Origin of the sequence: Bradyrhizobium sp. sBnM-33 (assembly GCF_032917945.1) — a bacterium.
Taxonomy (GTDB): domain Bacteria; phylum Pseudomonadota; class Alphaproteobacteria; order Rhizobiales; family Xanthobacteraceae; genus Bradyrhizobium.
The window spans coordinates 3,477,018-3,502,301 of sequence record NZ_CP136624.1; the positions used below are offsets into that span (position 1 = coordinate 3,477,018).

The following is a 25,284-nucleotide window of genomic DNA, read 5'->3' on the forward strand; positions in this document are numbered from 1 at the left end:
CTGAAGGCGATGTGAGCAATTGTTATCAGCTTCGCGAGATAACGCCCAGCGCAGGGCAGGCATCCGCTATGCTCGTCACACCTTGAAGACGTGCGGCCTGAACAGCCGGCCTTTCTCCACCACCAGCACCACCGCGAGCGCGGCCAGCGTGCAGAGCAGGAACCCGGTCGCGAACGGCACCAGCGTGCCGTCGTAGTCCTGGCCGATGGTGGCACCGATGCCGATGCCAAGCAGGGTGGTGATCGAGCCGTACAGCGACGCAGCGGTGCCGGCGATATGGCCCTGCGGCTCCATGGCGAGCGCGGTGAAATTGGCGATCATCAATCCGAACGCAAACATCATCGATATCGAGAGCACCATGAACAGCAGCAGCGGCAGCATCTGCATTTTCGCCGCCACCAGCATGGTTGCGGCGATGACCACGAAGCCGATCAGCGCCGTGTGGGAGATCACGCGCATACCAAGGCGGCCGACGAGGCGGGAATTGACGAAGCCGGCGATGGCCGTTCCGATCGCGACGCCGGCAAACGCAACCGGAAAATAGTGCCCGAGCTGGTAGATGCCGGTGAATACCTGCTGCGAAATGAACACGAACGCGAACAGCGAACCCAATACGCCGCCGGCGACCAGCGCATAACCCAGCGTCTGGCGGTTGGTCACGGTCTGGCAGAACGCATCAAACACCTCGCCGACGGCGAGCGACCTTCGCCTTTCGACCGGCAGCGTCTCCGGCATGCGCAGCGCGCTCCAGATCAGCGCCACCACGCCATAAAGCATCAGCACGATGAAGATGCCGCGCCATTGCGTCAGCAGCAGCACGGCCTGGCCGAAGGCCGGGGCGACCACGGGAACCGCAATGAACACCATCATCGCCAGCGACATTACGCTCGCCATGCGCCGGCCGGCATAGCAGTCGCGCACGATCGATGTCGCGATCACGCGGGTTGCCGAGGTGCAGAGGCCTTGCAGTGCGCGAGCCAGCAGCAGCGTTTCGAAAGAGGGGGCGGCAATCGCGAGCAGGCTGGCGATGCAATAGACGACCATGCCACCGAGCAGGATCGGCCGCCGGCCGAACCGGTCGGACAAGGGGCCCATGACGAACTGCCCGACGCCGAAGCCGACCAGGAAGATTGACAGCACCATCTGCGGCCGGTTGGCCGAGGTGATGTGGAAGGCGGACGCGATATCCGGCAGCGCCGGCAGCATCATGTCCATCGCAAGCGGATTCAGCGCCATGATCGACGCGATCACGATTACGAATTCGGGGAAGCCCATCGGGCGATGGCCTGAAGCGGCCAAGGCATCGGTACTGGTATTGGACAACGAAAAATCCTCTTGCGGGGCGCAATCTATTCATGGTGCTGCGGCGCACAATCTGCGTTTTGGTATAGCAGCCCGGCAGCATCGGAGCCGATAGGCACGCCCTGCCCACACAGGCGGCAAACGCGTTCCGCTGCCGGCCAAAGTCATTGTTCTGGTGGGCCGCTTGTTCTATCCCGTACCGGCTGGAAACGACAGCCGCGAACGCGTTCGAACGGAGACCTTGTGTCAGGACAAACCTTAAAGATCGGCACGCGCAAGAGCGCGATGGCGCTGACGCAGACGGAAGCGATCGCGCGACTGCTGCGCGCGGCCGATCCCGCGCTCGATGTCGAGATCGTCAAGTTCGAAACCCGCGGCGACCAGGACCAGACCAGCAAGCTGCTGCGCCATGGCGGCAAGGGCGGCGCCTTCGTCGCCGAAATTCGCGAGGCCATGCGCGGCGGAGAATTGCAGGCGGCGATGCACTCGCTCAAGGACGTGCCCGGAAACGAGGAGACGCCGGGCCTGATCATCGCGGCGACCCTGCTGCGCGATCCCGCCAACGACGCGCTGGTGCTGCGTCCCGGCCTTTCGCTGGATGCGTTTCGCGCATCGAAAGGTAAGGGTTTCAAGATCGGCACCAATGCGGTGCGCCGCGCCGCCTATCTGCGCCGGCTGTTCCCCGAAGCCACCGTCATTCACTTCCGCGGCGCCGCCGATACGCGCGTCGCAAAACTCGATCGCGGCGACAAGCAGCGGCTTCCGGGTGGCGGCGAGGTGGGACCTGCGGATGCGCTGGTGATGGCAAGGTCGGGGCTGGAGCGCATCGGAATGGCGTCGCGCATCGTGCATGACTTTTCGGTCCGGGAAATGCTGCCTGCGGTAGGGCAGGGCATCGTCGCGGTGGAATGCGTCGAGAAGGACTGGGTCACGCGCGGGCGGCTAGCCAAGATCGAGGACGCCTCGTCGCGCCTCTGCGCCGAGGCCGAGCGCGAGGTGCTGTGGGTGCTGAACGGCCATTGCAACTCGCCGATCGCCGGCCACGCCACGCTTGTGGATAGGGAGATGACGCTGACGGCAGCCGTGCTCGACGAAGCTGGCGACCGCTTCATTGAGGTGTCACGGCAAGGGGCCGCCGACCGCCCCCGCGAGCTCGGCCGCGCTGTCGGCCTCGACCTGCTCCATAAGGGTGCCGCCGAGATCATCGCGCGCACACGGCCGCAGGAGGATTCGCTGCTTTCGTGAGTGGATCGATATCACGCCCAACGTCATTGACAGCGCAGCGAAGCAATCCATCTATCCCAGGGCCGAAATGTGGATTGCTTCGCTGCGCTGTCAATGACGTGGATAGGCCGCGGCTGTATCCCGGATGCGAGGAGGCGCAATGACGGGGTGAGTGTCACAGCCATAGAATCTTCTTCCGATATTCGAGGTCAGTCAGCAGCGGCCTCGCCGGTCCCTGATGGAACACCGCGCCGCGTTCCAGCGCAAAGACGCGGTCGGCGAGCGCCAGAACCAGATCGAGATTGTGTTCGACGATCACGATGGAGATGTGTTGCCGCAGCCGGTCGAACACTTTGAACAGGTCGAGGATCACGGCCGGCGCCAGCCCCTCGAAGGGCTCGTCGAGCAGCAGGAGTTTGACATTGCCCGACATCGCGCGCGCCACCGCCACCATCTGCTGCTCGCCGCCGGAGAGATAATCGGCCGCGACGTCCATGCGCTCGCGCAGGCGCGGGAAATAATCCAGAATCTGGGCTTCGTCCCACACCACGCCGTTGCTGCCGTCGGTGTTGCGCGCGAGACGCCCCAGCGACAGATTTTCCCGCACCGTCATGCCGGCGAACAGGCCGCGGCCCTGCGGCACATAGCCGATGCCGGCCCGCGCGATCTCGGGCGCAGGCAGGCGGGAGATGTCCACCCCCGCATACTCAATCGTGCCCGACGACAGCGGCACGAGGCCCGCGAGCGTCTTCAAGAGCGTCGACTTGCCGGCGCCGTTTCGGCCGAGCAGGGCGACGATTTCGCCCTCGCGCACGTCGAGGGTGGCGTCGTGGAGGATGTGGCTCTTGCCGTAAAACGTGTTGACGCGTGCGAAGCGCAGAATGGGGGCTGTGCTCTCGCGGGCCTGCTCGCTCGCGATGTGTTCGATCTCGGGCACGCCGGTGCCGGTATAGATCTCCTGCACCTTTCGGTCGGCGCGCACGGCCTCGGGCGAGCCGGTCATCAGTACCTCGCCCTGGTTCATCACGGTGACGGTGCGGGAAAAGCCGAGCACGCGATCGATGTCGTGCTCGACGATCAGGACCGGAATATTGGAGGCGATGTTTTTCACGAGGTTCGAGACGCGCTCGCGCTCGGCAGCGGCGAGGCCCGCCAGCGGCTCATCCAACAGCAGCACCTGCGGCTTGGAGCCGAGCGCTATGCCGAGATCGACCAGCCGCTGGCCGCCATAGGAGAGTTCGCCGCCTTCGATGGCTTCGATGCCTTCGAGGCCGAGGAATTTGATCAGCTCCGCGGTCTCGGCGTGGATGTCCCTGTAATGGTCGATGTCGCGCCACAGGTCGAAACGCCCGGAGCTCTGCGCCTGCAATGACAAACGGAGATTTTCGTAGATCGACAGGCCCTTGAAAAGGTTGGTGATCTGGAACGAGCGCGCCAGGCCCTGACGGCAGATCGCCTCCGACGGCACGCCCTGAATCTCGCGGCCGTTGAGCCTGATGGTGCCGCTGTCGGTCGGATAGAGGCCGGAGACGAGGTTGAACAGCGTGGTTTTTCCTGCGCCGTTCGGTCCGATCAAAGCGTGGATTTCGCCCGCACCTACGGTGAGGCTCGCATCGGTCACCGCGCGGATACCGCCAAAACTCTTTGAGACGCCTTGCACGTCGAGCACGATACCGTCGAGCGCTTTCGGCCGCAGGAACGCCGGCAGCGGCAGGCCTTCGTAGATCTTGCGCCTGCTCATGGCGGCGGCTTCTTCCGGCGGCGGCCACCAGCGCTTTGCGAGCGTCGCCCAGATGCCGACGAGGCCACCCGGCGAATACAGCACGAAGGCGACGAAGACGAGACCGAACCAGAGCAGCCAGTTCGGCGTCCAGATTGAAAACAATTCGCGGAACAGGATGAAGAACAGCGCGCCAATCGCCGGGCCCAGCATGCTGCGCATGCCGCCGATCACGACGATCGCCAGCAGTTCTCCGGAGAACGGCACCGAGACCGCTTCAGCGGAGACGAGATAATTCTGGAATCCGATCAGCCCGCCGGCAAAACCGGTGACGACCGCCGAGATCACGAAGACGCCGAGCTTGTAGCGCTCGACCGGATAGCCCTGGAACGTGGCGCGCAACTGGTTCTCGCGGATCGCCATCAGCACATGGCCGAACGGCGAGCGGACCAGGCGCAGTAAGAGATAGAGCACCCCGAGGCAGAGCACAGAGACGACGATGTAATAGTTGAGCGCGTCGTCGAGGTTGAAGGGGCCGATGCTGCCACGCTTCAGCCCGCCGAGGCCGTCCTCGCCGCCGGTTACTGCGGTCCAGCGGAACGCGATGGTGTAGGTCAGCGCCGACAGCGCCAGCGTCAGCAGCGAGAAATAGACGCCGCGCCGGCGCAGAATGACGAACCCGACGAAGGTTGAGATGACGGCGACGACGATTCCCGCGAGCAGCAGCGGCAGGAATATGTCGTTGTTGAACCAGTTGCGCTGGATCAATCCCGCCGCATAGGCGCCAATGCCGAACCAGGCGCCGTGGCCGAACGAGACGAGGCCGGTATAGCCGATGCAGAGGTTGAGCCCCATGGCCGCAATGGCGAGCGCCACCACCATGGTGCCGGTGTTGAGCGACAGCCCGAGCAAATAGAGGCCGAACGGCAGCGCGACCACGGCGAGCGTGGCCAGCGGCAGCGGACGGAATTTGGCGGCAGGCGTGATCATTCGAACTTCTCGATACGTTCGCCCAAGAGCCCGCGCGGCCGCACCATGAGCACCAGGAACATCAGCACATATATCGAGGCTTCACCGGCTGCCGGCGCGAAGTGGATGGTAATGCCGCGGACGACTCCAACCAGCAGGGCTGCGATTACCACGCCCCAAAAACTGCCGAGGCCGCCGATCACGACCACGACGAAGGCGACGGTGATGATCTCGGCGCCCATGGCCGGATGCACGATCGTGATCGGGGCAAAGAACGCGCCGCCGAGCGCGGCCATGCCGACGCCGAGCATGACGATCGCGGTCATGTAGGGCTGCAGACGGATACCGAGTGCGGCCACCATGTCGGGCCGCTGGATGCCGGCACGGACCACGCGCCCGAATGATGTCTTGTGCAGCAGCAGCCAGACGCCGAGCAGGACTACGGCGACGACGGCGAGGATGAGCAAGCGATAGCGCGAGAACAGGAAGTCGCCGAGGAACACCGAGCCGCGAAGCGCCTGCGGGATTGCGGCCGATATCGGCGGCGCGCCCCAGATAATTCGGATCGCCTGTTCGGTCACCATGGTGAGGGCGAACGTCACGAGCAAGCTCAGGATCGGATCGGCGTCGTAGAATCGTCGCAGGATGAAGCGCTCGAAGAGAATGCCGAGCAGCGCCACGGCGACCGGCGACAGCACCACGGCCGAACCGAAGCCGAGATATTTCGTGATCTCGACGGAGATGTAGGCGCCGAGCGCATAGAACGCGCCATGGGCGAGATTGACGATGCCGCCGACGCTGAAGATCAGCGATAGCCCAAGCGCAATCAGGAGGTAATAGCCTCCGAGCACCAGGCCATTCACCACCTGTTCAAGCAGAAATCCAAACTGCATCTGCGATCCGCGACTTTAAAACGCACCTTGAAAAAGAGACGGCGCCGGCCGATCTGTGCCGGCGCCGTTAACGCCAGTGTGCCCGACGCCCGGATTCGGGCTTCTATGCCTTCATGTTGCAGGGATTTTGCGCCTTCGTCGGGTAGATCGTTTCAAGGTCGGCACCGGCCGCCGGCACGGCCTCGCCGAGCACCAGCATGTCCCACTTGTCCTTCATCTCGCCCTTCGGCTTCACGGTGAAGGGATAGGCCTCCTGCACGAGTTGATGATCCCAGGAGCGGAAATAGGCCTTGCGCGCCTTCATGATGTCGAACTGCGCCTGCTTCTCGAAATAGGCGATCAGCGCGTCGCTCTCGGTGGACTTGGTCTCGGTGATCGCCTGCGCGATCATTTTCAGCGTGATGTATTCGATCCAGGCATGGTTCTCCGGCGGCTTGCCGTATTTCTTGCTGAAGGCATCGACGAAGGTCTTGGAGGCCGGATTGTCGAGCGTGTGGTACCAGACCGTCGGCCAGGTGCCGCTTAGATTGCCTTCGCCCATCGCCCAGGCGTCGCCGGTGTTGAGGTTGAAGCCGATGAGCGGGTAGGGGAAGCCGAACTCGGCATATTGCTTGACGAGGTTGGTGACCTGATTTCCGGCGAGGTTGCAGCAGACGACATCGGGCTTGGCCTGCCGTACCTTGAGCAAATACGGGCTGAAGTCGGTAACGTCTGTCGCGATCAGCTCGTCGCCGATCAGGGTAGCCTCGTTGGCGCTGAAGAAGGCCTTCGCAGCCTTCAGGAGGTCGTGGCCGAAAATGTAGTCCGCCGTCAGCGTGACGAACTTCTTGCCCTTCACCATGCCCTTCTGCTTGAGCGCTGTGCCGACGGCATTGACCATCACGGTGTTCGGAATATCGCAGTGGAAGGAGTAGCGGTTGCAATCCTTGCCGCGCAGCGCATCGGAGCGCGCGCCGGTCGAGAAGAACACCTTCTTATTGCGCTCGGCGACCTGCATGATGGTCAGCGACGAGGCGGACGAGATTTCGCCGAACAAGAGCACCGCGCCGTCCTGCTCGATCATGCGCTGCGCCTTGGTCGAGGCGGTGGCGGGATTGACCGAGTCTTCCGACATCAGGTCGATCTGTTTGCCTATGATGCCGCCGGACGCGTTGATTTCTTCCGCTGCCATCTTCACGCCTAGTTGTGCGTAGCTGCCGATCGCACCCAGGAAGCCGGTCAGCGGCACCAGATGGCCGATCTTGATCCGCGCGGCCTGCGCGCGAACGATGGCCGGAGATCCGATGGCGGATACGCCGGCAAAAGCGGCGCCGGCCTTCAACAGAGTGCGTCGGCTAAAGCGGGTCATGACTGATCTCCTCCCGAGAGTTCGCCCTGACGTTCTCCCCTCCGATTCCCGCTTATGCGACAAGGTGAGAGACGTTCTTTTATTATTGTAGGATATTTCCGGACACGGCGTCGGCTGTCAACGCCAAATGCGTTGCAAGGCGCGCGGCGACGCGCGCCGAGACGATTCAGAAAGAGTGAAGTCAGGAAATCAGGAGGATTTGGCGAGATCGCGGGCGCCGAACTCGGCCGACAGCCGCTTGGCTGCGGCCTGCACCAGCTTGGCGCGGCTCTGCAGCGCCTGATCGGTCATGCGCCAGATCGGGCCGGAAATGCCGAGCGCGCCAATCACTTCGCCGGTGAAATGATAGACCGGCACCGCAACGCAGCGGACTTCTGCGTTGTATTCGCCGTCGTCGAAGGCGATCGCGCTGCGGCGGATTTCGGCGATCTCGCGCATCAGCACGGTGGGATCGGTGATCGATTTTTTCGTCGATGGCTTCAGTTCGACGCGTTCGAGAAAGCGCTTCAACTGATCGGGGCGGAGCGAGGCCAGCATGATCTTGCCGAGCGCGGTGCAGTGCGCCGGCCGCACCACGCCGACGCGGTCGGTCAGTTGGAACGCGCCGGCGCCGCTGGTGCGGGCGATAACAACCACAGAGTCGCCCATGCGCACGGCAAAATGGCCGCTCTCGCCAGTCTCTCGCGACAGGTCTTCCAGAATGGGCGTTGCGAGGTTGACCATCTCGATTTCGTCGAGCGCGCTGGCCGCGAGCGCAAACAGCGGCCGGCCGACGCGGTAGCGCTTGGAATCGCGCTCCTGCCTGAGATAGCCGAGCGAGACCAAGGTCTTGGCGAGGTGGAAGGTGGTGGAATTATGCAGGCCCACCAGCTTGCTGAGATCAGCCAATCCAATGCCCTCGCGGTGGCGCGCTACTTCTTCCAGGATCGAAAACGCGCGCCCGAGCGACTGCACGCCGCCGCGCGCGCGCTCCTCGGCCTCGTCATCGATGTTGGGCTCGGTCGATGGCACCAGCCTTGCGATCGAAACCTTGCGTGGACTTGCCGGCTTATCGCTCGGCTTCGGCTTGGTGCGCGGTTTCACGGAATCAGGTCTCCAGGATGGATGAGGCGAACTCTAGCAGGCCGGCCTTGCCCTTCAACAGCATCCGCCCCCAGTGGAGGCGTCAACCCGTAGCATACCACAATAGCAATTGACGTACAGTATTATGAGAAATAGGTTCGCGAGGCAGCCGACCGCGCGAAGCAAAGACGCGGAGGCGAGTTCGTTGGGCTTAGGGAGAGAGTGGTCGATGTCGCGTAACTTGCTCAACGGCGCCCAGGTCATCGTCGACTATCTGATCCAGGAGAAGGTGCCGCAGGTGTTCGGCCTGTGCGGGCACGGCAACATCCAGTTCATCGACGCGCTCTACGAGCGTTCCCACGACATCAAGACCATTTCGGTGCATCACGAGAGCGTCGCCGGCTTCATGGCCGACGTTTACTACCGCGTCTCGGGCCGGCCGACGGCGACCTTTACCTCCTGCGGGCCCGGCTCGGCGAACCTGCCGATCTCGCTTGCGAATGCCTTTCTCGATTCCGTGCCGTTCCTGGCGGTGACCGGCAATGTGCCGACCAGCCAGTTCAACCGCGGCGCCTTTCAGGAGATGTATCGGCATCATCAGGCGGATTTTCCCTCTACCGTGCGCACGATCTGCAAGAAGGTATTCCAGCCGACGCGCGGCGAGATGGTGCCGCTCGCGGTGCGGCAGGCCTGGAAGACGATGACGACCGGCCGCCCCGGTCCCGTGGTGCTCGACGTGCCCTTCGACGTCTTCATGGAATCGGCAGCCGAGGAGGCGCCGAACGCGATCGAATGGAATGCCAATATATCGAGCCGCTGCGGCGCAGATCCGGAAGGCGTGGTGAAGGCCGTCGACATGCTGCTCGGCGCCGAGCGGCCCGCGATCATTGTCGGGCAGGGTGTACGTTATGGCGGTGCGGCGGAGGAACTCTTGAAGTTAGCCGAGCGGCTGCAGATTCCGGTTGCGGCGTCGGCCAGCGGCCTCGGCGCGATCGATTGCAATCATCCGCTGGCGCTGGGGCTGGTCGCGCGCGCCGGGCACTACCAGGCCAACCACGCGACGCGGCAGGCCGACGTGCTGCTAGCGATGGGCATGCGGTTCGACGACCGCACCTCGAGTTCGTGGATCCCGGGCTATTCCTTCACCATTCCGCCGACACGGCTGATCCATGTCGACATCGATCCCGAAGAGATCGGCCGCAACTATCCGGTCTCGCTCGGGCTAATGGCCGACGTGCGCACCTTCCTGCGGCAGGTTCATGCCGAGCTGGATCGCCGGGCCGATCTCTCGAAGAAAGCGGACGCCCGCCAAAGGTGGCTCTCGCAGATCGATGGCTATCGCAAAGAATGGGACAAGTTCGTCGCCCCCGGATTTTCCGACGACACCACGCCGATCAATCCGCAGCGCGCCGCGCTCGAGATCGACAAGGCGCTCCCCGAGGATGCGATCCTCGTCAGCGATATCGGCGTGCATCACAATTGGCTGCTCGGCTTCTGTAAGCCGCGGCGGCCGGATTCGCTGATCGGCTCGATGGGGTTCGGCCCGATGGGCTTTGGCGTTGCGGGCGTGATGGGCGCGAAATTTGCCGCACCCGATCGGCCCTGCGTGTCCGTGTGCGGCGACGGCGCCTTCTTCATGCACGCCAACGTGCTGGGCACGGCAGTGGAATATAACCTGCCCGTAATCTGGGTGGTCTGGAACAATTACGCCTATGCCTCGATCCGCGGGCTGCAGCGCGGCTATCTCGGCGGCCGCGAGCTCGCGACCGATTTCCACAACCCCAGCACCGGCGAACGCTACAATCCCGATTTTGCCGCGATGGCGCGCTCTTGCGGCGTTGAGGGCGTGCGGGTCGATCGCGCCGGCGATCTCGGCGAGGCCATCCGCAAGGGCATCGCGGCGAACAAGCCCTATCTGATCGACGTCGATATCGCCGCTAACATCAATCCGGTCGGTGCAGGAGTCTGGGAATTACCCGGGCTCGGGCAGAGCAAGGCCGGCATCGGCACGCGCTATCAACCCGCCTGATCTTACTTCGGGGAAATCACATGCTGCTTGCAGGCAAGAAAGTCGTCATCGTCGGTGGTTCCTCCGGCATCGGTCTGGCGACCGCGGAGATGGCGAAGCGCGAGGGCGCCGATGTCATCGTCGCATCCCGCAAAGTCGAAAAGCTCGACAAGGTGGCGGAGAAGATGAACGCCATCGCGATCCCCGCAGACGTTACCAGCGATGACAGTGTTGCAAACTTGTTCCGCCGTTGCGGCCCCGTCGATCACGTCGTCGTTACGGCGGCGCAGCTTCGCACCGGCCCGTTCAAGACGGTGGCGATGGAAGATGTACGCGTCACCATGGAAGGCAAGTTCTGGGGCGCGTGGCGGGTCGCGCGCGAGGCCGAAATCCGCGCCGGCGGATCGCTGACGCTGGTCTCGGGTTTCCTCAGCGTTCGTCCGCGGCCGAACTCGGCAATCGTCAGCGCCGCCAACGGCGCGCTGGAATCGTTGGCAAAGGCGCTTGCGCTGGAGCTGGCGCCGGTCCGCGTCAATGCGGTCTCGCCGGGCGTCATCGACACCCCGATCCGCGCGGTAATGCCGGAAGAGGCGCGGCGCGACATGCTGGCGAAGACGGCGGCCGCGCTGCCGGTCGGCCGCGTCGGCGCGGCTGAGGACATCGCGCGGCAGATTCTCAGCTTCATGGCGAACGGGTTTGCGACTGGATCGATCGTCTATATCGACGGCGGGGCGCTCGTCATCTGACCAGCGGAGGAACCATCATGGCTTCGGAAAACAATGGCGCGTTCATCCGCAACATCGCCGAAGTGCCGTGGCGGGAGTTTCCCAATCATTTCGGCGGTGCACTGTCAAAACCGTTGGTGATGCCGGAGACCGCAGGCTCCCGCCATATCGACTATCGCATCTCGATGTACCAGCCGATGGCCCATGTCGCGCTCCACAAGCATCTTGTGCAGGAGCAGATCTATCACGTGCTCGAAGGCGAGGGGCTGATGGAGATCGCGGGAAAGAACCACGTCGTGCGCAAGCACGACTTCATCTTCCTGCCGCCCGGCGTCGAACACGCGATCTCGAATTCCGGGCTGGTCGATCTGGTATTCCTGGTGATCACCTCGCCGGTGACGGATGAGGAGAGGCTGGTCTGAGCTGCGTTCCCCGGGCGCAGCGCAGCGCGTTAGCGGTGCGCTGCAGAACCGGGGTCCATACGCTGCGGCAGTGCGTCCCGGCTCTGCGGAGCAGCGTTACTCGCTGCACCGCGTCCGGGACACGAAATTGTGTGCGGTCAATCTAAAATCTCACGTCGTAGACGCGTGAATGGCCGGCAATCACGCGGCCAGGTCCTGCAACAGCAGCGAGGAACCGCGAATCAGCACCTTGCGTCCTTTCGCGGTGATGGCGGGCGCATCGCCGTTCATCACGGCGAGTTCGAGCGCGATCAGGCCGTCGATCGTGTAGCGGCTCATGCGCGGCAGCCTTGATGCCGGGCTACGCAATGCCTTCAACGTTTCCCACTGGGACGGCGTCAGGTCGTAGTCGAATTCTTCGTTCATGGTGCCTCGGCTTCCACATTCTTGTGGCGCCTCATAGCGAGCGCACATGAAATTCGTGCGACCGCAACGAGTCGGGATTTCGACAAGCGACGATGCGCTTGTCACATCATCGTGTCATTGGAATTGGTCGATGTTGTCGAATCACGCGGGTGGGCCGAAAACAAAAACACGCCGGCGCAGGTCGCGTGAGCACGGGCGTCAAAAAGACCGCCCAATCGGCGCAACCGTTAAGAGAAAGGTACTAACGAAAGGTAAATTTTCAGCATTGTCCTGCGGCCGTTGTGCGCAAGCCCCGCTGCCGTAGTGTGGGCAAAGCGACTTGTCCGCCGTAGCTCGGAGAGCGAAGCCGGAAGCGTGCCCACCACCTTTTTCACCAAGAGAAATGGTGGGCACGGCGCGTTGCGCCTTTGCCCACCCTACAGTTCGGCGCGTCTATCCCCGCCGCACGCTCGCGCCGCCGTCGACCGGCAATGTCACGCCAGTAATAAAACTCGCTTCGTCTGACGCGAGGAAGAGCGCGGCGTTGGCGACGTCCCAGCCGGTGCCCATCTTCTGCCGCAGCGGAACTTTGGCGTCGCGTTCGGCCTCGACCTCGGCGCGGCTCTTCTTGAACTCGCGGGCGCGGGTGTCGACCGCCATCGGCGTGTTCATCAGCCCGGGCAGGATGACGTTGGCGCGGATGCCGTATTGCGCGTTCTGGTAGGCGAGTTGCTCGGTGAAAGCGATCATCGCCGACTTGGTCGCCTTGTAGGCCACGTAAGGATAGGTTGTGATCGCGGCCATCGACGAGATGTTGATGATCGCGCCGCTCTTCTGCGCCCGCATGATCGGGATGACGTGCCTGGCCGCCCACACGCAGCTCTTCAGGTTGATCGCGACGCAGCGGTCGAATGCTTCCTCGCTGATCTCAAGCAGTTCGGCGTCGCCGCCGGCCAGGCTGACGCCGACATTATTATGCAGCACGTCAATGCGGCCCCAGCGTGCCTGCGCGTCCGCCACCATCGCCTTGAGCTCGGCATTCCTCGTGACATCTGCCTTGAACGCCGCCGCGAGGCCGCCGTTCGCGGCGATCATGTCGACCGTTTCCTGGGCCGAGGCCAGATTATGATCGACGCACAGCACTTTTGCGCCTTCGCGCGCAAAAGTCAGCGCGGTGGCGCGGCCGTTGCCGATGCCTTCGCCGGGGCTCTGGCCGGCGCCGACGACGATGGCGACACGATCTTTCAGGCGCATCTCGTTCCACTCCCGGGATCGGGTACTGTTGCAGTACCTCTTTGTAATAGGGCTCGTTGTCGATCTTCATCGTCGCCAGTACGCGGACCACGGCGCAATAGAAGGCGATGGTGAGCACGAGATCGATCATCTGCTCATCGGAAAGCCGCCGCTTGATCTCGGCAAAGGTCGCCTCCGACATCGCGAGATCCCGCACCATCTCGCGGGCGCCGCGCAAAATCGCTCTTGCCAGCGGCTCGAGGTTCGATGGCCTGCCGTCGGTCTCGGCCATCAGCCCTTCGATATCCTCATCGGTGACGCCGAATTCCTTGCCGATCTTCACGTGGTGGGTGAACTCATATTCCGATTTTTCCATCCAGCCGACCTGGAGGATCGCGAGTTCACGCAGGCGGGGATGGAGCTTGCTCTTGAAGCGGATATAGCCGCCGATGCCGTTGAAGGCGCGCGCCATGTCGGGCGAGTTCACCAACAGCTTGTGGAGGTTGGTGTTGCGCTTGAGCATGTCGCGGTATTCGGGCGCAACCTGATCGGCTTCGAGATAGGGCAGGCGGGCCATTTTGTTGTTGTCCTTGTTGGCGATACCGGCTCGGGCTCACCTAGCCGTAGCGCGCTTTGTGCTCCTGCTCGTAGTTGGCGTAGGAATCCTTGATGCTCGCCATGTTCAACAGCATGGTGGCGACAGGCGTATCGTCCATTGCGAACACCGTCGTGCGCATCCATACGCTTTCGGTCCGGCGGCTGCCGCTCAGCGCGACGACCTCGCGCTCGGTGACGTAGCTCTCGCCGACGAAAAGCGGCCCACGCAGCAGGCGAATCTCCTGATCTGCGAACAGGCCGACGGCGGGCCCGCGGACCGGCAGCCGGTCCTCGCGGGCACGGTACTGAAACAGCACGCTCAGCATTTCGAACGGTATGATCGCTCGTCCCCACGGATTGAGTTCCTGGGAATAATACACCGATGGTTCGGTGATCACCTTCAGCTTCTGCTCAAGCGAAAACGGATAGAGATCGCCCATGTGCTGGTCGAAATCCATTTTCACCGTCTGGCGCGGCGTCTTCATGCCGACCTTGACGTCGGCGAGGATGACAGGATCGGCGAGCGGTTTCAATTCGCCGAGCCGCTGGGAGAGCGCCGTTTCCACTACGTCGCCGACGGACGCGGTGCCGCGCAATATCTCGGTGCCGTCGCGCTTGGTCATGCCGATCGCGCAAGTCGTTTGCCCCGGCTTCGGCTTTTCGATGTTGGCCTGCACTTCCTCGCCTTCGAAGGCGGGGTTGCGGTAATGGGCGGAGAGGCAACCGGTCTCGAACCATGCCTGGCCCCAGATGCGTTCGCAGAGCGGCGCGAACTGGCTGAAATGGGTCGGGCCCTCGATGGTACCGCCCTGAAAGCCGAGCTTCTGCGCGGTCGCATCGTCGTGGATCGAGGCGTGCGAATCATAGACCTGCGCGTGGAGCATCTGCCTGGGGCTCCGCCATGGCCCCACCAGCAGATTACCGCTCTCCAATATCTCGGTCCTGAAGGCCGGTTCTGTCATCGCTAGCGTCTCCCTTTACCCCCAAGCGTTTCAAAGAAGGCGGGCTCCCGCAAGAGGCCGGCCGATCCACACGACGGGCGAGATATGCCCTGCGGCCATGAATTCACGCTGGGCACGCATAGCAAAATCGGTGCATGCTGTTCGCAATTAGACCGGTTCAAATAACCGGCGGAACGTGCGACGGGGAGCGGACGAATGGCGTTGATGGAAGTGGGTCTGGACGACAAGTACCGTCTGGATGCGAAGCGGATTTTTCTGTCCGGTACACAGGCGCTGGTCCGGTTGCCCATGTTGCAGCGCGAACGCGACCGCGCGGCGGGGCTCAACACCGCAGGCTTCATCTCCGGATACCGCGGATCGCCGCTCGGCATGTATGATCATGCGTTGTGGCGCGCCAAATCCTTCCTCAAGCAGCATGACATCGAGTTCTCTCCAGGTCTCAACGAGGACCTGGCAGCGACGGCCGTGTGGGGCAGCCAGCAGGTCGGCATGTTTCCCGGCGCCAAGGTCGATGGCGTATTCGGCATCTGGTATGGCAAGGGTCCCGGCGTCGACCGCTCCGTCGATGCGCTGAAGCATGCCAACTCCGCCGGCACCTCGCCGAATGGCGGCGTGATTGCGCTGGCCGGCGACGATCATGGTTGCCAGTCGTCGACACTGGCGCACCAGAGCGAGCAGGTGTTCGCCGCGGCGCTGATGCCGGTGGTCAACCCGGCCACGCTGCAGGATTATCTCGATCTCGGCATTTTGGGCTTTGCGCTGTCGCGCTATTCAAGCTGCTGGGTCGGGTTCAAGGCGATTTCCGAGACGGTCGAAAGCTCGGCATCGATCGTCAGCGATCCCGATCGCATCAAGATCATCACACCGGATGATTTCGAGATGCCGCCGGGAGGCTTAAGCATCCGCTGGCCCGATGCGCCGATGGAGCAGGAGCGGCGGCTGCACGGTCCGAAGATGCAGGCGGTCGCGGCGTTCGCGCGTATCAATCGCTTCGACCGCATCGTGCTGGATTCAAAGCCGGCGCGGCTTGGCATCATGGCGACCGGCAAGGCCTATCTCGATCTGCGGCAGGCGCTGGCCGATCTCGGCATCACGGATACTGAAGCGCAGGCGCTGGGATTGCGCATCTACAAGGTGGCGCTGACCTGGCCGCTGGAGGAATCCGGCGCGCGGGCCTTTGCGGAAGGCCTGCAGGACGTGCTGGTGGTCGAGGAGAAGCGCGGCTTTATCGAGGACCAGCTCGTCCGCATTCTCTACAACATGGATGCCGCGAAGCGCCCTTCGGTGGTCGGCAAGCGTGACGAGAGCGGCGCCATGCTGTTGCCGAGCGAAGGCGAAATAACGCCGACCATGGTGGCGGCCGCCGTCGTTGCGCGGCTGCGCAGACTCGGTCACCGCAGCCCGGCGCTGGAGCAGCGTCTCGCAAAACTCGAAGCCTTCGACCGGCCGGCGGACGGCGTCGGCGCCGCAAAGCTGCAGCGCACGCCGTATTTCTGCTCGGGCTGTCCGCACAATACCTCGACCAAGATTCCCGACGGCAGCCGCGCAATGGCCGGCATCGGCTGTCACGGCATGGCGCTGTCGGTGCCGAACCGCCGCACGCAGACGATCTCGCATATGGGCGCGGAGGGCGTCACCTGGATCGGGCAGGCGCCGTTCACCAGCGAAGCACATGTGTTCCAGAATCTTGGTGACGGCACCTACACCCATTCCGGCCTGCTGGCGATCCGCGCGGCGGCCGCCGCCGGCGTCAACATCACCTACAAGATTCTCTATAATGATGCGGTGGCGATGACCGGCGGCCAGCCGGCCGAAGGCGGCCTGACTGTCTCGCAAATCGCGCACCAGGTTTCGGCCGAGGGCGCCAGGCGCCTCGCCATCGTCTCTGACGATCCCGACAAATATCCGTCGAATTATTTCCCTGATGGAGCGACCGTTCATCACCGCCGTGAACTCGACGCGGTGCAGAAAGAGCTGCGTGAGGTCAAGGGCCTCACCGTCCTGATCTACGACCAGACCTGCGCGGCGGAAAAGCGCCGCCGCCGCAAGCGCGGGCTCTATCCGGATCCGCCGAAGCGCGTCTTCATCAACGAACGCGTCTGCGAAGGCTGCGGCGACTGCTCCTCCGTTTCTAACTGCGTCTCGGTGCAGCCGCTGGAGACCGAGTTCGGCCGCAAGCGGCGGATCGACCAATCGAACTGCAACAAGGACTTTTCCTGCATCGAGGGCTTTTGCCCGAGCTTTGTCACGGTGCATAGCGGACGCTTGCGGAAAGCCGACCGCGCGGCGGCTGATCCCTCGGCGCTATTTGCCGATCTGCCGACGCCCGCCACACCGGCGCTCGATGGCGCCTACAACATCCTCGTCACCGGCATCGGCGGCACCGGCGTCATCACCATCGGCGCGCTGCTCGGCATGGCTGCCCATGTCGAGGGCAGGGCATGCTCGACGCTCGACTTCACGGGACTGTCGCAGAAGAACGGTGCTGTGATGAGCCACGTCCGCATCGCCCCGCAAGCGGACGATCTCGCAACCGTGCGCATCGCGCCCGGCGGCGCCAACCTCATCCTCGGCTGCGACATCGTAGTCGCCACCAGCATCCCAGCGCTGAGCCGGGCCGAGCGTGGCGTCACGCGGGCGATCGTCAATGCTGACCTGTTGCCGACTGCGAGCTTCGTCATCAACCCCGACATCGATTTCGAAGCGGGGACGATGCGGGATTCGCTCAACGAGGCCGTCAGCGCCTCCGACCTCGACATTCTCGACGCGACCGGGCTTGCAACGGTGCTGATGGGCGACAGCATCGCCACCAACGCCTTCATGCTCGGCTTTGCGTTCCAGCGCGGCGCGATCCCGCTGTCGCTGGAAGCGATCATGAAGGCGATCGACCTCAATGGCGCCGCGATCGAGATGAACAAGCTGGCGTTCTCCTGGGGCCGGCTCGCGGCGCACGATCTGCAGCGCGTCGTCAGCGCCGCACGCTTCAAGAGTTCGGGCGCGGCGCCGGTAAAGCGTACGCTTGACGAGAGCATCGCGTTCCGCGCCAAGTTCCTGACCGAGTACCAGGACGAATCCTATTCGAAGCGCTACCTCGCCGACGTCGAGCACGTGCGGTCAGCGGAAGCCAAGGCCGCGCCGGGCTCGCATGAACTGACGGAAGCCTTCGCTAAAGGTCTGTTCAAGCTGATGGCCTACAAGGACGAATATGAAGTCGCCCGGCTTTATTCCGACGGCGAGTTCGCAAAAGCGTTGAAGGAGCAATTCGACGGCGAAGAGGGTGTCAAGGTCAGCCTCGCGCCGCCGCTGCTCGCGTCGCGCGACAAGGTCACGGGTCGTCTGCGCAAGCGCGAGTTCGGCTCCTGGATATTCCGCGCCTTCGACATCCTGACCCGCTTCAAGTTCCTGCGCGGCACAGCATTCGATCCTTTCGGCTATACAGCCGAGCGGCGGATGGAGCGGGCCTTGCCGGGCGAATACTCCGCGATGATCTTCCGCCATCTCGACCGGGCCAAGCCGCATGACTGGCCACGTCTGGTGGCGCTGGCGAAATCAGCGGAACTCGTTCGCGGCTATGGCCACGTCAAGGAAATCAATGTCGCGAAATACCGTGCGGAGTGCACGCGGTTGGAAGCGGCGATCGGCCAGCCGGTGGCGCAGGCCGCGGAGTAGAAGTTGTTCACCCGGCGCGTGAACTTTTTCACAGCCGGGATCCTCACGCGTAACCCTGAGAGCGGAACCGGCTGGAATTGTCCTGCCGGCTTCCTACATGATGGCTATTCTTCAGTCTTTGGTTGATTTCAGGAGGCCAGCGATGGTCCTGAAGAGAGCTATTGCCGCAGCACTTTGCACGGTATTCCTGATCTCAGGCAGCGCCGCGCTGGCCGATCAGTACCGTGCAGGCGAGATCCTCGGTCTGGATCTCCCCCATGCTCTGCTTTCGCCGAAGCGGCTCGGCCCAGAGACGCAGTTCGCCGCGGTCCGGATCGAGGCCAGAACCGATGCCCGGCCAGTGAAGACGGAACGCGTGGTCGTACCCAAGGCTGCCGAGCGCAAGACGCGCGTCGTGCAGGAGCGCGTGCAGAAGCCGCGCGCTGCGGTCCGCAGCACCAAGCAGGCGCGCCGCCATACCAATCCGCTCGACGCCCAGGCCCGCGACACGCGGATCCAGACCTGGCCGTGCACGTCCGGCGGCATCTGCGACTGGCAGCGGTAGAGACTTCGTAGGATGGGTGGAGCGAAGCGATACCCATCACGTCTCCACGTTGGGATTGATGGGTTTCGCGGAGTTTATCATCGGGCCGGCCGAAGGCCGGACCCGGTGGCTTTACCCATCCTACGATTCCGCACTTTCATCCACCTGTCGCAAAAGCTTCAGCCGCGAGTCAAACTCAACAGGCACACCTTCGTCGTGATTCGACGAGGGTGCTTCGATGCCGATTGCGATACGCGCCGCGCAAAGTTTGAGCCGGCGTCAATGGCTGGTCCGCTCCGCGGCAACATGTGCCGTCGCCGGTCTCGGCAGCCTCGCCAGACCCTATCTCAGCCGCGCCGCGGATCGGCCGCTCATCACCAGCGGCATTCAATCGGGCGACGTCTCGGCCAACACCGCCGTGATCTGGGCGCGCGCCGACCGCGCGGCGCGGATGCAGGTCGAATGTTCGGCCAGCGAAGATTTCAAGACCATCATTGGCACGGCTTCGGCCGACGCGTTGCCGGATGCCGATTTCACCTCGAAAGTTCTGCTCGACGGATTGCCGCCGGGACAGGATATTTTCTATCGCGTGCAGTTTGAAAGCGAGCCGGGGGTCGCTGGCGAGGCGCAGGTCGGGCATTTCCGCACCGCGCCCACAGCGCGCAGCTCGGTGTCGTTCGCCTGGTCGGGCGATACCACGGGGCAGGGCTGGGGCATCGACGAAAGCCGCGGCGGCATGCGGACTTACGGCACCATGCTCAACAACCGTCCGGACTTCTTCATCCATTGCGGCGACCACATCTATGCGGACTGCCCGGTGGAGCGGGAACTGAAGCTGCCCGACGGCGGGCTCTGGCGAAACCTTGTCACCGAGGAAAAGTCCGTCGTCGCCGAAACGCTCGCGCAATTCCGCGGCAACTACAAATACAACTGGCTCGACCAAAACTTTCGCGCGTTCCATGCAGCCGTGCCCGTGTTCTCGCAATGGGACGATCACGAGGTGACGAACGACTGGGCTCCGATCGCCCCGGCCGACGCGAGCGGCTATGCCGAGGCCGGTACCTCGCATCTGGTGGCGCGGGCGCGCCGCGCGTTCCATGAATTCATGCCGATGCGCGCGACGCCCGCGCAGGACGGCCGCATCTATCGCAGGATCGCCTACGGTCCGCTGCTCGATGTCTTCATGATCGACATGCGCAGCTACCGCGATTCCACGTTGAACAGGCGCGACGACCACAGCGACACCTGCATTCTCGGCGCGACGCAACTGGCCTGGTTGAAGCGCGAGCTGGTGGCTTCCGACGCCACCTGGAAGGTGATCGCGGCCGACATGCCGATCGGCTTGATCAGCGAGGACGCGATTGCGCTCGGCGACGGTCCGCCGGAGCGGCGCGAGCACGAGATCGCCGATTTGCTGTCGTTCATGAAACGCGCTGGCATCCGCAACACAGTCTGGCTGACCGCCGACATGCACTACACAGCCGCCCATCACTACGATCCGAACCGCGCGATCTATCAGGACTTTGAGCCGTTCTGGGAATTCGTCTCCGGCCCGCTGCATGCGGGCACCTGGGCGCCGGCCCCGCTCGACAACACCTTCGGCCCGAAAGCGATGTTCCAGAAGGGCTGCAGCGGCGAGAATCTTGCCCCGTGTTTCGGTATGCAGTTTTTTGGTCGCGTCGACATCGACGGCAAGACCGAAGTGATGACGGTGACGTTAAAGGACGTCGACAATCGCGACCTGTGGTCGGTCGATATCGAGCCCCGTCCGGATGCACGGCCGGGCCAGATCATGGCGCAGCACATCTGAGGCGACGTCCTGAGGGCGTACCAGCAGATCGCCGCCGACCACGATTAGCTCGGAGAGGGCGATGATCAGCCCCCGAGCACGGTGGCAAACGCCCTTACCATCGCACCCCTGACTTGGTCCTGATTTCCATTCGCGCGGCGATCTCCAAACGTCAATTTCGCTTAGTGAAATAGCTGGAGCGTCGCGCATTGGCTTAACGCGACGAAAAGCCAACCGCGGCCTTGCCCGAGGACAGGCGTTGTGCAAATCCCCGCCTCGAGCCGGGCTTGCGGATTCATTCTTTTCCGCTGGCCGGAATTCGGGTTTTCGCTACACACGGGCGCGGCTCCAGTCCATACTGGATCGCATCAAAGGGAGGTCTTTCAAATGCGTGAAGCTGTCATCGTTTCCTATGCACGTACGGGGTTGGCAAAGTCCGGCCGCGGCGGGTTCAACATCACCCCGCCGATGTCGCTGGCGGCCCACGCCATCAAGCACGCCGTGGAACGCGCCGGCGTCGAGAAGGAGTATGTCGAGGACTGCTATCTCGGTAACTGCGCGCACGGTGCGCCCAATATCGGTCGCCAGGCTGCGTTGCTCGCGGGCCTGCCGAAGTCGACCGCCGGCGTCTCGGTGAACCGTTTTTGCTCGTCGGGCCTTCAGACCATCGCGATGGCCGCCAACTCGATCCGCTCTGACGGTGCCGACTGCATCGTGGCGGGCGGCGTCGAAAGCATCTCGATCCCCGGCGGTGGCTCGCCCAAGGAATCGATCGATCCGGACCTGCTCAAGGTCGCCCCTGACATCTTCATGGCGATGATCGACACCGCCGATATCGTTGCCGAGCGCTACAAGGTCAGCCGCGAATATCAGGACGAGTATTCACTGGAATCGCAGCGCCGCATGGCGGCCGCGCAGCAGGCCAACAAGTTCAAGGACGAAATCGTCCCTATGAAGACCAAGATGAAGGTGGTCGACAAGCAGACCAAGGCGGAGAGCATTGTCGATTACGTCGTCGACCGTGACGAATGCAACCGTCCCGACACGACGATGGAAGGTCTTGCCAAGCTCGAGCCGGTCAAGGGCCCGGGCAAATACGTCACCGCCGGCAACGCCAGCCAGCTCTCGGACGGCGCCGCCGCCGTGGTGCTAATGGAAGCCAAGGACGCCGAGAAGCGCGGCCTCAATCCGATGGGCCGCTTCGTCGCCTGGGCCTCCGCGGGCTGCGAGCCGGACGAGATGGGCATCGGCCCGATCTACGCCGTGCCGAAGCTGTTGAAGCGCCATGGCCTGAAGATCGACGACATCGATCTCTGGGAGCTGAATGAAGCCTTCGCCAGCCAGTGCCTCTATTCCCGCGACAAGCTCGGCATCGATCCCGAGAAGTACAACGTCAATGGCGGCTCGATCGCGATCGGCCATCCCTTCGGCATGACCGGTGCGCGTCTCACCGGCCACATCCTGCAGGAAGGCCGCCGGCGCAAGGCCAAGTGGGGCGTCGTCACGATGTGCATCGGCGGCGGCCAAGGCGGCGCCGGCCTGTTCGAGATCTACAGCTAAGATCGTCGAACGCAGCGAACAGCAAAAAGAAGCAAGCAAAAGAGAATGGCCCCGCGAGGGGCCATTTTCCGTTCTTGGCGTTCGAACGAGCACGCGCTCGGACGCGATCCGGAAGCGACCGGGATCGCATCAAGAAACGGCTCAAACCAAAACGGAGCCCGGCACTGAATTAATCAGAGCCGGGCTCCAGCAATGCTACGTCAGTAACGATACTTCTTGATGACCACGGTCTTGTGGCGGTGACCGTGCCGATGCCCGCGATGCCAACCGCGGTCGCGCCGGAATTCGGCACGCGCACCGTGATGGTGGTGATGGTGACCCGTGTGGTAGCTACGCTTCTTGATCACGACGGTCTCGGCGCTTGCGATTGACGGAGCTGCGATGACGAGTGCGCCGAGTGCCGCAATGACGTATCCAAGTTTCTTCATCCAATCCTCCTCAATTGAGCGAAGATAAAACAGGAGATGATGAGGAACGTTCCCGCCGAATTGCAGGAGAATTCTGAACGCTTGTTCAGATGCCGATGACGATCAGCGCGCTGAATTCTGATTGTCGGATCGATTCCACCGCGCCCTGCGCATCCCGGTTGTTGCAGCGCAAGCGCCGGAGCCAGCAAGCCGCACGCCCATCGGAAGATCGGCGAGGCGGCTATTCGTTTCTGCGTGGGCCGGCGCGACGCTGCTTGCGGAATGCCAACGCTCGGCGCATCATCTCCTCCATAAAAAATCAACTCAGGGGGAAGGTTGCCATGAGCGAGGTTTCACGCCGTCATTTTCTGAGTCTGGCAGGCTCGGCCGCGGTCGCGGCGATATCGGGCCCTGCTGTCGCCGCGATGGGACCGAACGACAAGTTCGACCTCGTGATCAAGGGCGGCGACGTGCTGGATCCCAGCCAGTCGCTCAAAGGCAAGCGCGACATCGGCATTCGCTGGGGCGTGATCGAGGCCATCGAGAACGAGATTCCAGCCGCGCGTGCCGCGAAGACCATCGATGCCTCAGGCAAGCTGGTGACGCCCGGCCTGATCGATCTGCATTCCCACGTTTACCCCTATGGTTCGGCCATCGGCATTCCGGCCGACGAATTGGTGCAGGCGCAGGCCACCACCACAGTGGTGTCGGCGGGTGACGCCGGCGTCAACAATCTCGCCGCGCTGCGCCGCTACATCGTGGCGCAATCGCGGGCGCGGATTTACGCCTTCGTTCACATCGCCAACAACGGCCTGTCCGGATTTCCTATCCCCGAGCTCTACAACATCGACTATGCGCAGGTGGATGCCTGCGCGATGGCGCTGGCGGAAAATCCGGACTTCCTGCTCGGCGTGAAGGTCAGGATGTCCGAGAACGTCATCGCCAGGCATGGCCTCGAGCCGCTGAAGCGCAGCATCAAGGCCTGCGAGATGTGCGGCTGGCCGGCCAAGATGATGGTCCATATCGGCGGCGTCGAGACCAAGGAGTTGATGTCACAAATTCTCGATCTGATGCGGCCGGGCGACGTGCTGACGCATGCCTATTCCGGCGCTCCGAACATCGGCGGCGTCTTCACCAATATCGTGCAGGATGGCAAGCTGTTGCCGGCGGCGCTATCAGCCAAGCAGCGTGGCGTGATGTTCGATGTCGGCCATGGCGGCGGCAGTTTCGATTTCACGGTGGCGGAGGTGGCGCTTCCCGGCGGCTGCACGCCCGATACGATCTCCTCCGACATCCACGTCTTCTCCGGCAATTCGCCGGGCATGCCGTATTTGCCGAATGTCATGAGCAAGTTCATCACGCTCGGCTTGTCGCTGGAGCAGGTGGTGGCGGCGGCGACCATAACGCCGGCCAAGATCATCAACCGCGCACCGAAAATCGGCACGCTGCAGATCGGCGCGCCTGGCGACGTCGCAATCCTGGAACTGGTGGAGGGGCAGACCTCGTTCGTCGACACCCGCAACAACAAGCGCGAGGGCAAGCTGTTGCTCAAGCCGGTGCAGACCGTGATCAACGGCGTGCCGTTCGGCCGGCCCTACCAGGCGCCATTCGCGGTTCGGTAGCTCGGCCCATTCACTTTGATAGCCGCTGCGCGCGGCTATCGCCGACGATGTCGGCAATGACTGCGCCCATCACCAGGGCGCCGCCGGCGAGGACCCGGAGTGTGGGCACCTCGCCGAATCCCACCCATATCCAGAACGGCATCAGCGGCGTCTCCAGCGTCGAGATCAGGGCCGCCTGACCGGATGGCAGCAGGCGCGAGCCGAGGAAAAACAGTGTGAGGCCCAGGGCGACCTGAAAGCATCCGAACATCGCAAGGATGAACAGGTCGAACCCGGTTATCGCAGCTATTCCGTGGGCGAAGGGAATGCTGATAGCGCTGCCCAGGATGTTCGACATCGCTGCAGCGGCGACCATCGATGTATTCTTGTGCCGCCGTACCATGACTGTCATCGCAGCGATCGCAAGCGCCATGAAGCAGGCGAGGGCGATACCGAGGATGTCGGAACCGGCGCGTGCGTTACCGACGATGATCATGACGCCGCAGAGCGCCACGATGCTCGCCAGCATGGTTCGCGGTTGGGGGATTTCCCGCAGCCATATCCAGGCAAGCGCAGCTGCGAGGAAGGGGCCTGTCGCAATGATGATGGCTACGTTCGATACATCCGTGAGCTGTAGGGAAGGGATGAAGGCGATCATCGCCAATGTCGAAAACGACGCGACAAGCCAGCCGTTCTTGTCAATCCTGGTCAGGTCCCGCAGGCCGGCACGACCTTGCAACAGCACCATCAAGACCACGATCAGGCCGCCGCCGAACAATCCGCGCCAAAACAGGATGGTCCAGGAATCATAGGGAAGCAGCCGCGTGAAGAATGGCGCCGTGCTCCAGGCGATGGCGGCGGCGACCACGAGGGCGATGCCCAAGCG

General features: G+C 63.3%; 20 protein-coding genes. 9 read left to right on the forward strand and 11 right to left on the reverse strand.

Annotated elements, in window-relative coordinates:
- Positions 1-75: 75 nt before the first annotated feature.
- Positions 76-1,275 carry a multidrug effflux MFS transporter gene (locus RX328_RS15950; protein ID WP_213251586.1) on the reverse strand — a complete coding sequence of 400 codons (1,200 nt, stop codon included), beginning with the start codon at positions 1,273-1,275 and terminating at the stop codon, positions 76-78.
- Between the two features lie 312 nt (positions 1,276-1,587).
- On the opposite strand from RX328_RS15950, the gene hemC reads away from it, so the two are divergent.
- Positions 1,588-2,547, forward strand: coding sequence for a hydroxymethylbilane synthase (hemC, locus tag RX328_RS15955; RefSeq protein ID WP_249726378.1), 960 nt, complete (start codon positions 1,588-1,590; stop codon positions 2,545-2,547).
- 154 nt (positions 2,548-2,701) lie between these two features.
- Here the strand turns inward: hemC and RX328_RS15960 are convergent, their stop codons facing one another.
- The 4 genes from RX328_RS15960 to RX328_RS15975 all read right to left on the reverse strand — a co-directional run bounded on the left by RX328_RS15960 (position 2,702) and on the right by RX328_RS15975 (position 8,539).
- On the reverse strand, positions 2,702-5,236 hold the full coding sequence (locus RX328_RS15960) for a branched-chain amino acid ABC transporter ATP-binding protein/permease (protein WP_213251503.1): 2,535 nt from the start codon (positions 5,234-5,236) through the stop codon (positions 2,702-2,704).
- On the reverse strand, positions 5,233-6,108 hold the full coding sequence (locus RX328_RS15965; protein ID WP_213251502.1) for a branched-chain amino acid ABC transporter permease: 876 nt from the start codon (positions 6,106-6,108) through the stop codon (positions 5,233-5,235). The genes RX328_RS15960 and RX328_RS15965 overlap by 4 nt, the downstream gene beginning before the upstream one ends.
- Positions 6,109-6,211: 103 nt before the next feature.
- Entirely contained in the window at positions 6,212-7,456 is a 1,245-nt protein-coding gene (locus RX328_RS15970; RefSeq protein ID WP_213251501.1) for an ABC transporter substrate-binding protein, read from the reverse strand.
- Positions 7,457-7,645: 189 nt separating this feature from the next.
- The gene (locus RX328_RS15975; RefSeq protein WP_213251500.1) at positions 7,646-8,539 is read right to left on the reverse strand and encodes an IclR family transcriptional regulator; all 894 of its coding nucleotides are present in this window, start codon (positions 8,537-8,539) and stop codon (positions 7,646-7,648) included.
- A 208-nt stretch (positions 8,540-8,747) separates the two neighbouring features.
- Between RX328_RS15975 and RX328_RS15980 the strand changes: the two genes are divergently transcribed.
- From RX328_RS15980 to RX328_RS15990, 3 genes are read left to right on the forward strand one after another with little or no spacing between them, the layout of a single operon-like run.
- Positions 8,748-10,547 carry a thiamine pyrophosphate-binding protein gene (locus RX328_RS15980; RefSeq protein ID WP_213251499.1) on the forward strand — a complete coding sequence of 600 codons (1,800 nt, stop codon included), beginning with the start codon at positions 8,748-8,750 and terminating at the stop codon, positions 10,545-10,547.
- A gap of 20 nt (positions 10,548-10,567) precedes the next feature.
- The gene (locus RX328_RS15985; protein ID WP_213251498.1) at positions 10,568-11,272 is read left to right on the forward strand and encodes an SDR family oxidoreductase; all 705 of its coding nucleotides are present in this window, start codon (positions 10,568-10,570) and stop codon (positions 11,270-11,272) included.
- Between the two features lie 17 nt (positions 11,273-11,289).
- Complete coding sequence (locus RX328_RS15990; RefSeq protein WP_213251497.1) at positions 11,290-11,673, forward strand: cupin domain-containing protein; 384 nt, start codon at positions 11,290-11,292, stop codon at positions 11,671-11,673.
- Positions 11,674-11,853: 180 nt separating this feature from the next.
- Here the strand turns inward: RX328_RS15990 and RX328_RS15995 are convergent, their stop codons facing one another.
- The 4 genes from RX328_RS15995 to RX328_RS16010 all read right to left on the reverse strand — a co-directional run bounded on the left by RX328_RS15995 (position 11,854) and on the right by RX328_RS16010 (position 14,849).
- Positions 11,854-12,078 carry a hypothetical protein gene (locus tag RX328_RS15995; RefSeq protein WP_213251496.1) on the reverse strand — a complete coding sequence of 75 codons (225 nt, stop codon included), beginning with the start codon at positions 12,076-12,078 and terminating at the stop codon, positions 11,854-11,856.
- A 432-nt stretch (positions 12,079-12,510) separates the two neighbouring features.
- Positions 12,511-13,287: an SDR family NAD(P)-dependent oxidoreductase gene (locus RX328_RS16000; protein ID WP_317258801.1), complete on the reverse strand. Its 777-nt coding sequence runs from the start codon at positions 13,285-13,287 to the stop codon at positions 12,511-12,513.
- Positions 13,181-13,867, reverse strand: a complete 687-nt coding sequence (locus RX328_RS16005) for a carboxymuconolactone decarboxylase family protein (protein WP_312018000.1) — start codon at positions 13,865-13,867, stop codon at positions 13,181-13,183. Before RX328_RS16005 ends, RX328_RS16000 begins: the two co-directional genes overlap by 107 nt.
- A gap of 40 nt (positions 13,868-13,907) precedes the next feature.
- A complete protein-coding gene (locus tag RX328_RS16010) occupies positions 13,908-14,849 on the reverse strand; it encodes a hypothetical protein (RefSeq protein ID WP_213251494.1) in 942 nt (313 codons plus the stop codon).
- A 195-nt stretch (positions 14,850-15,044) separates the two neighbouring features.
- Here RX328_RS16010 and RX328_RS16015 point away from each other — a divergent pair, with 195 nt between their 5' ends.
- The 4 genes from RX328_RS16015 (at position 15,045) to RX328_RS16030 (ending at position 22,390) form a co-directional block, all read left to right on the forward strand.
- Positions 15,045-18,518 carry an indolepyruvate ferredoxin oxidoreductase family protein gene (locus tag RX328_RS16015; protein ID WP_213251493.1) on the forward strand — a complete coding sequence of 1,158 codons (3,474 nt, stop codon included), beginning with the start codon at positions 15,045-15,047 and terminating at the stop codon, positions 18,516-18,518.
- A 142-nt stretch (positions 18,519-18,660) separates the two neighbouring features.
- Positions 18,661-19,062, forward strand: coding sequence for a hypothetical protein (locus tag RX328_RS16020; protein WP_249726367.1), 402 nt, complete (start codon positions 18,661-18,663; stop codon positions 19,060-19,062).
- A 217-nt stretch (positions 19,063-19,279) separates the two neighbouring features.
- A complete protein-coding gene (locus RX328_RS16025) occupies positions 19,280-20,851 on the forward strand; it encodes an alkaline phosphatase D family protein (RefSeq protein WP_213251492.1) in 1,572 nt (523 codons plus the stop codon).
- A gap of 366 nt (positions 20,852-21,217) precedes the next feature.
- The gene (locus tag RX328_RS16030; protein WP_213251491.1) at positions 21,218-22,390 is read left to right on the forward strand and encodes a thiolase family protein; all 1,173 of its coding nucleotides are present in this window, start codon (positions 21,218-21,220) and stop codon (positions 22,388-22,390) included.
- A 200-nt stretch (positions 22,391-22,590) separates the two neighbouring features.
- Here RX328_RS16030 and RX328_RS16035 read toward each other — a convergent pair whose 3' ends face one another.
- Positions 22,591-22,818: a hypothetical protein gene (locus tag RX328_RS16035; RefSeq protein ID WP_213251490.1), complete on the reverse strand. Its 228-nt coding sequence runs from the start codon at positions 22,816-22,818 to the stop codon at positions 22,591-22,593.
- 320 nt (positions 22,819-23,138) lie between these two features.
- Here RX328_RS16035 and RX328_RS16040 point away from each other — a divergent pair, with 320 nt between their 5' ends.
- The gene (locus tag RX328_RS16040; RefSeq protein WP_213251489.1) at positions 23,139-24,419 is read left to right on the forward strand and encodes an amidohydrolase family protein; all 1,281 of its coding nucleotides are present in this window, start codon (positions 23,139-23,141) and stop codon (positions 24,417-24,419) included.
- A gap of 10 nt (positions 24,420-24,429) precedes the next feature.
- Here RX328_RS16040 and RX328_RS16045 read toward each other — a convergent pair whose 3' ends face one another.
- Positions 24,430-25,281, reverse strand: a complete 852-nt coding sequence (locus RX328_RS16045) for a DMT family transporter (RefSeq protein ID WP_249726366.1) — start codon at positions 25,279-25,281, stop codon at positions 24,430-24,432.
- Positions 25,282-25,284: the final 3 nt, after the last annotated feature.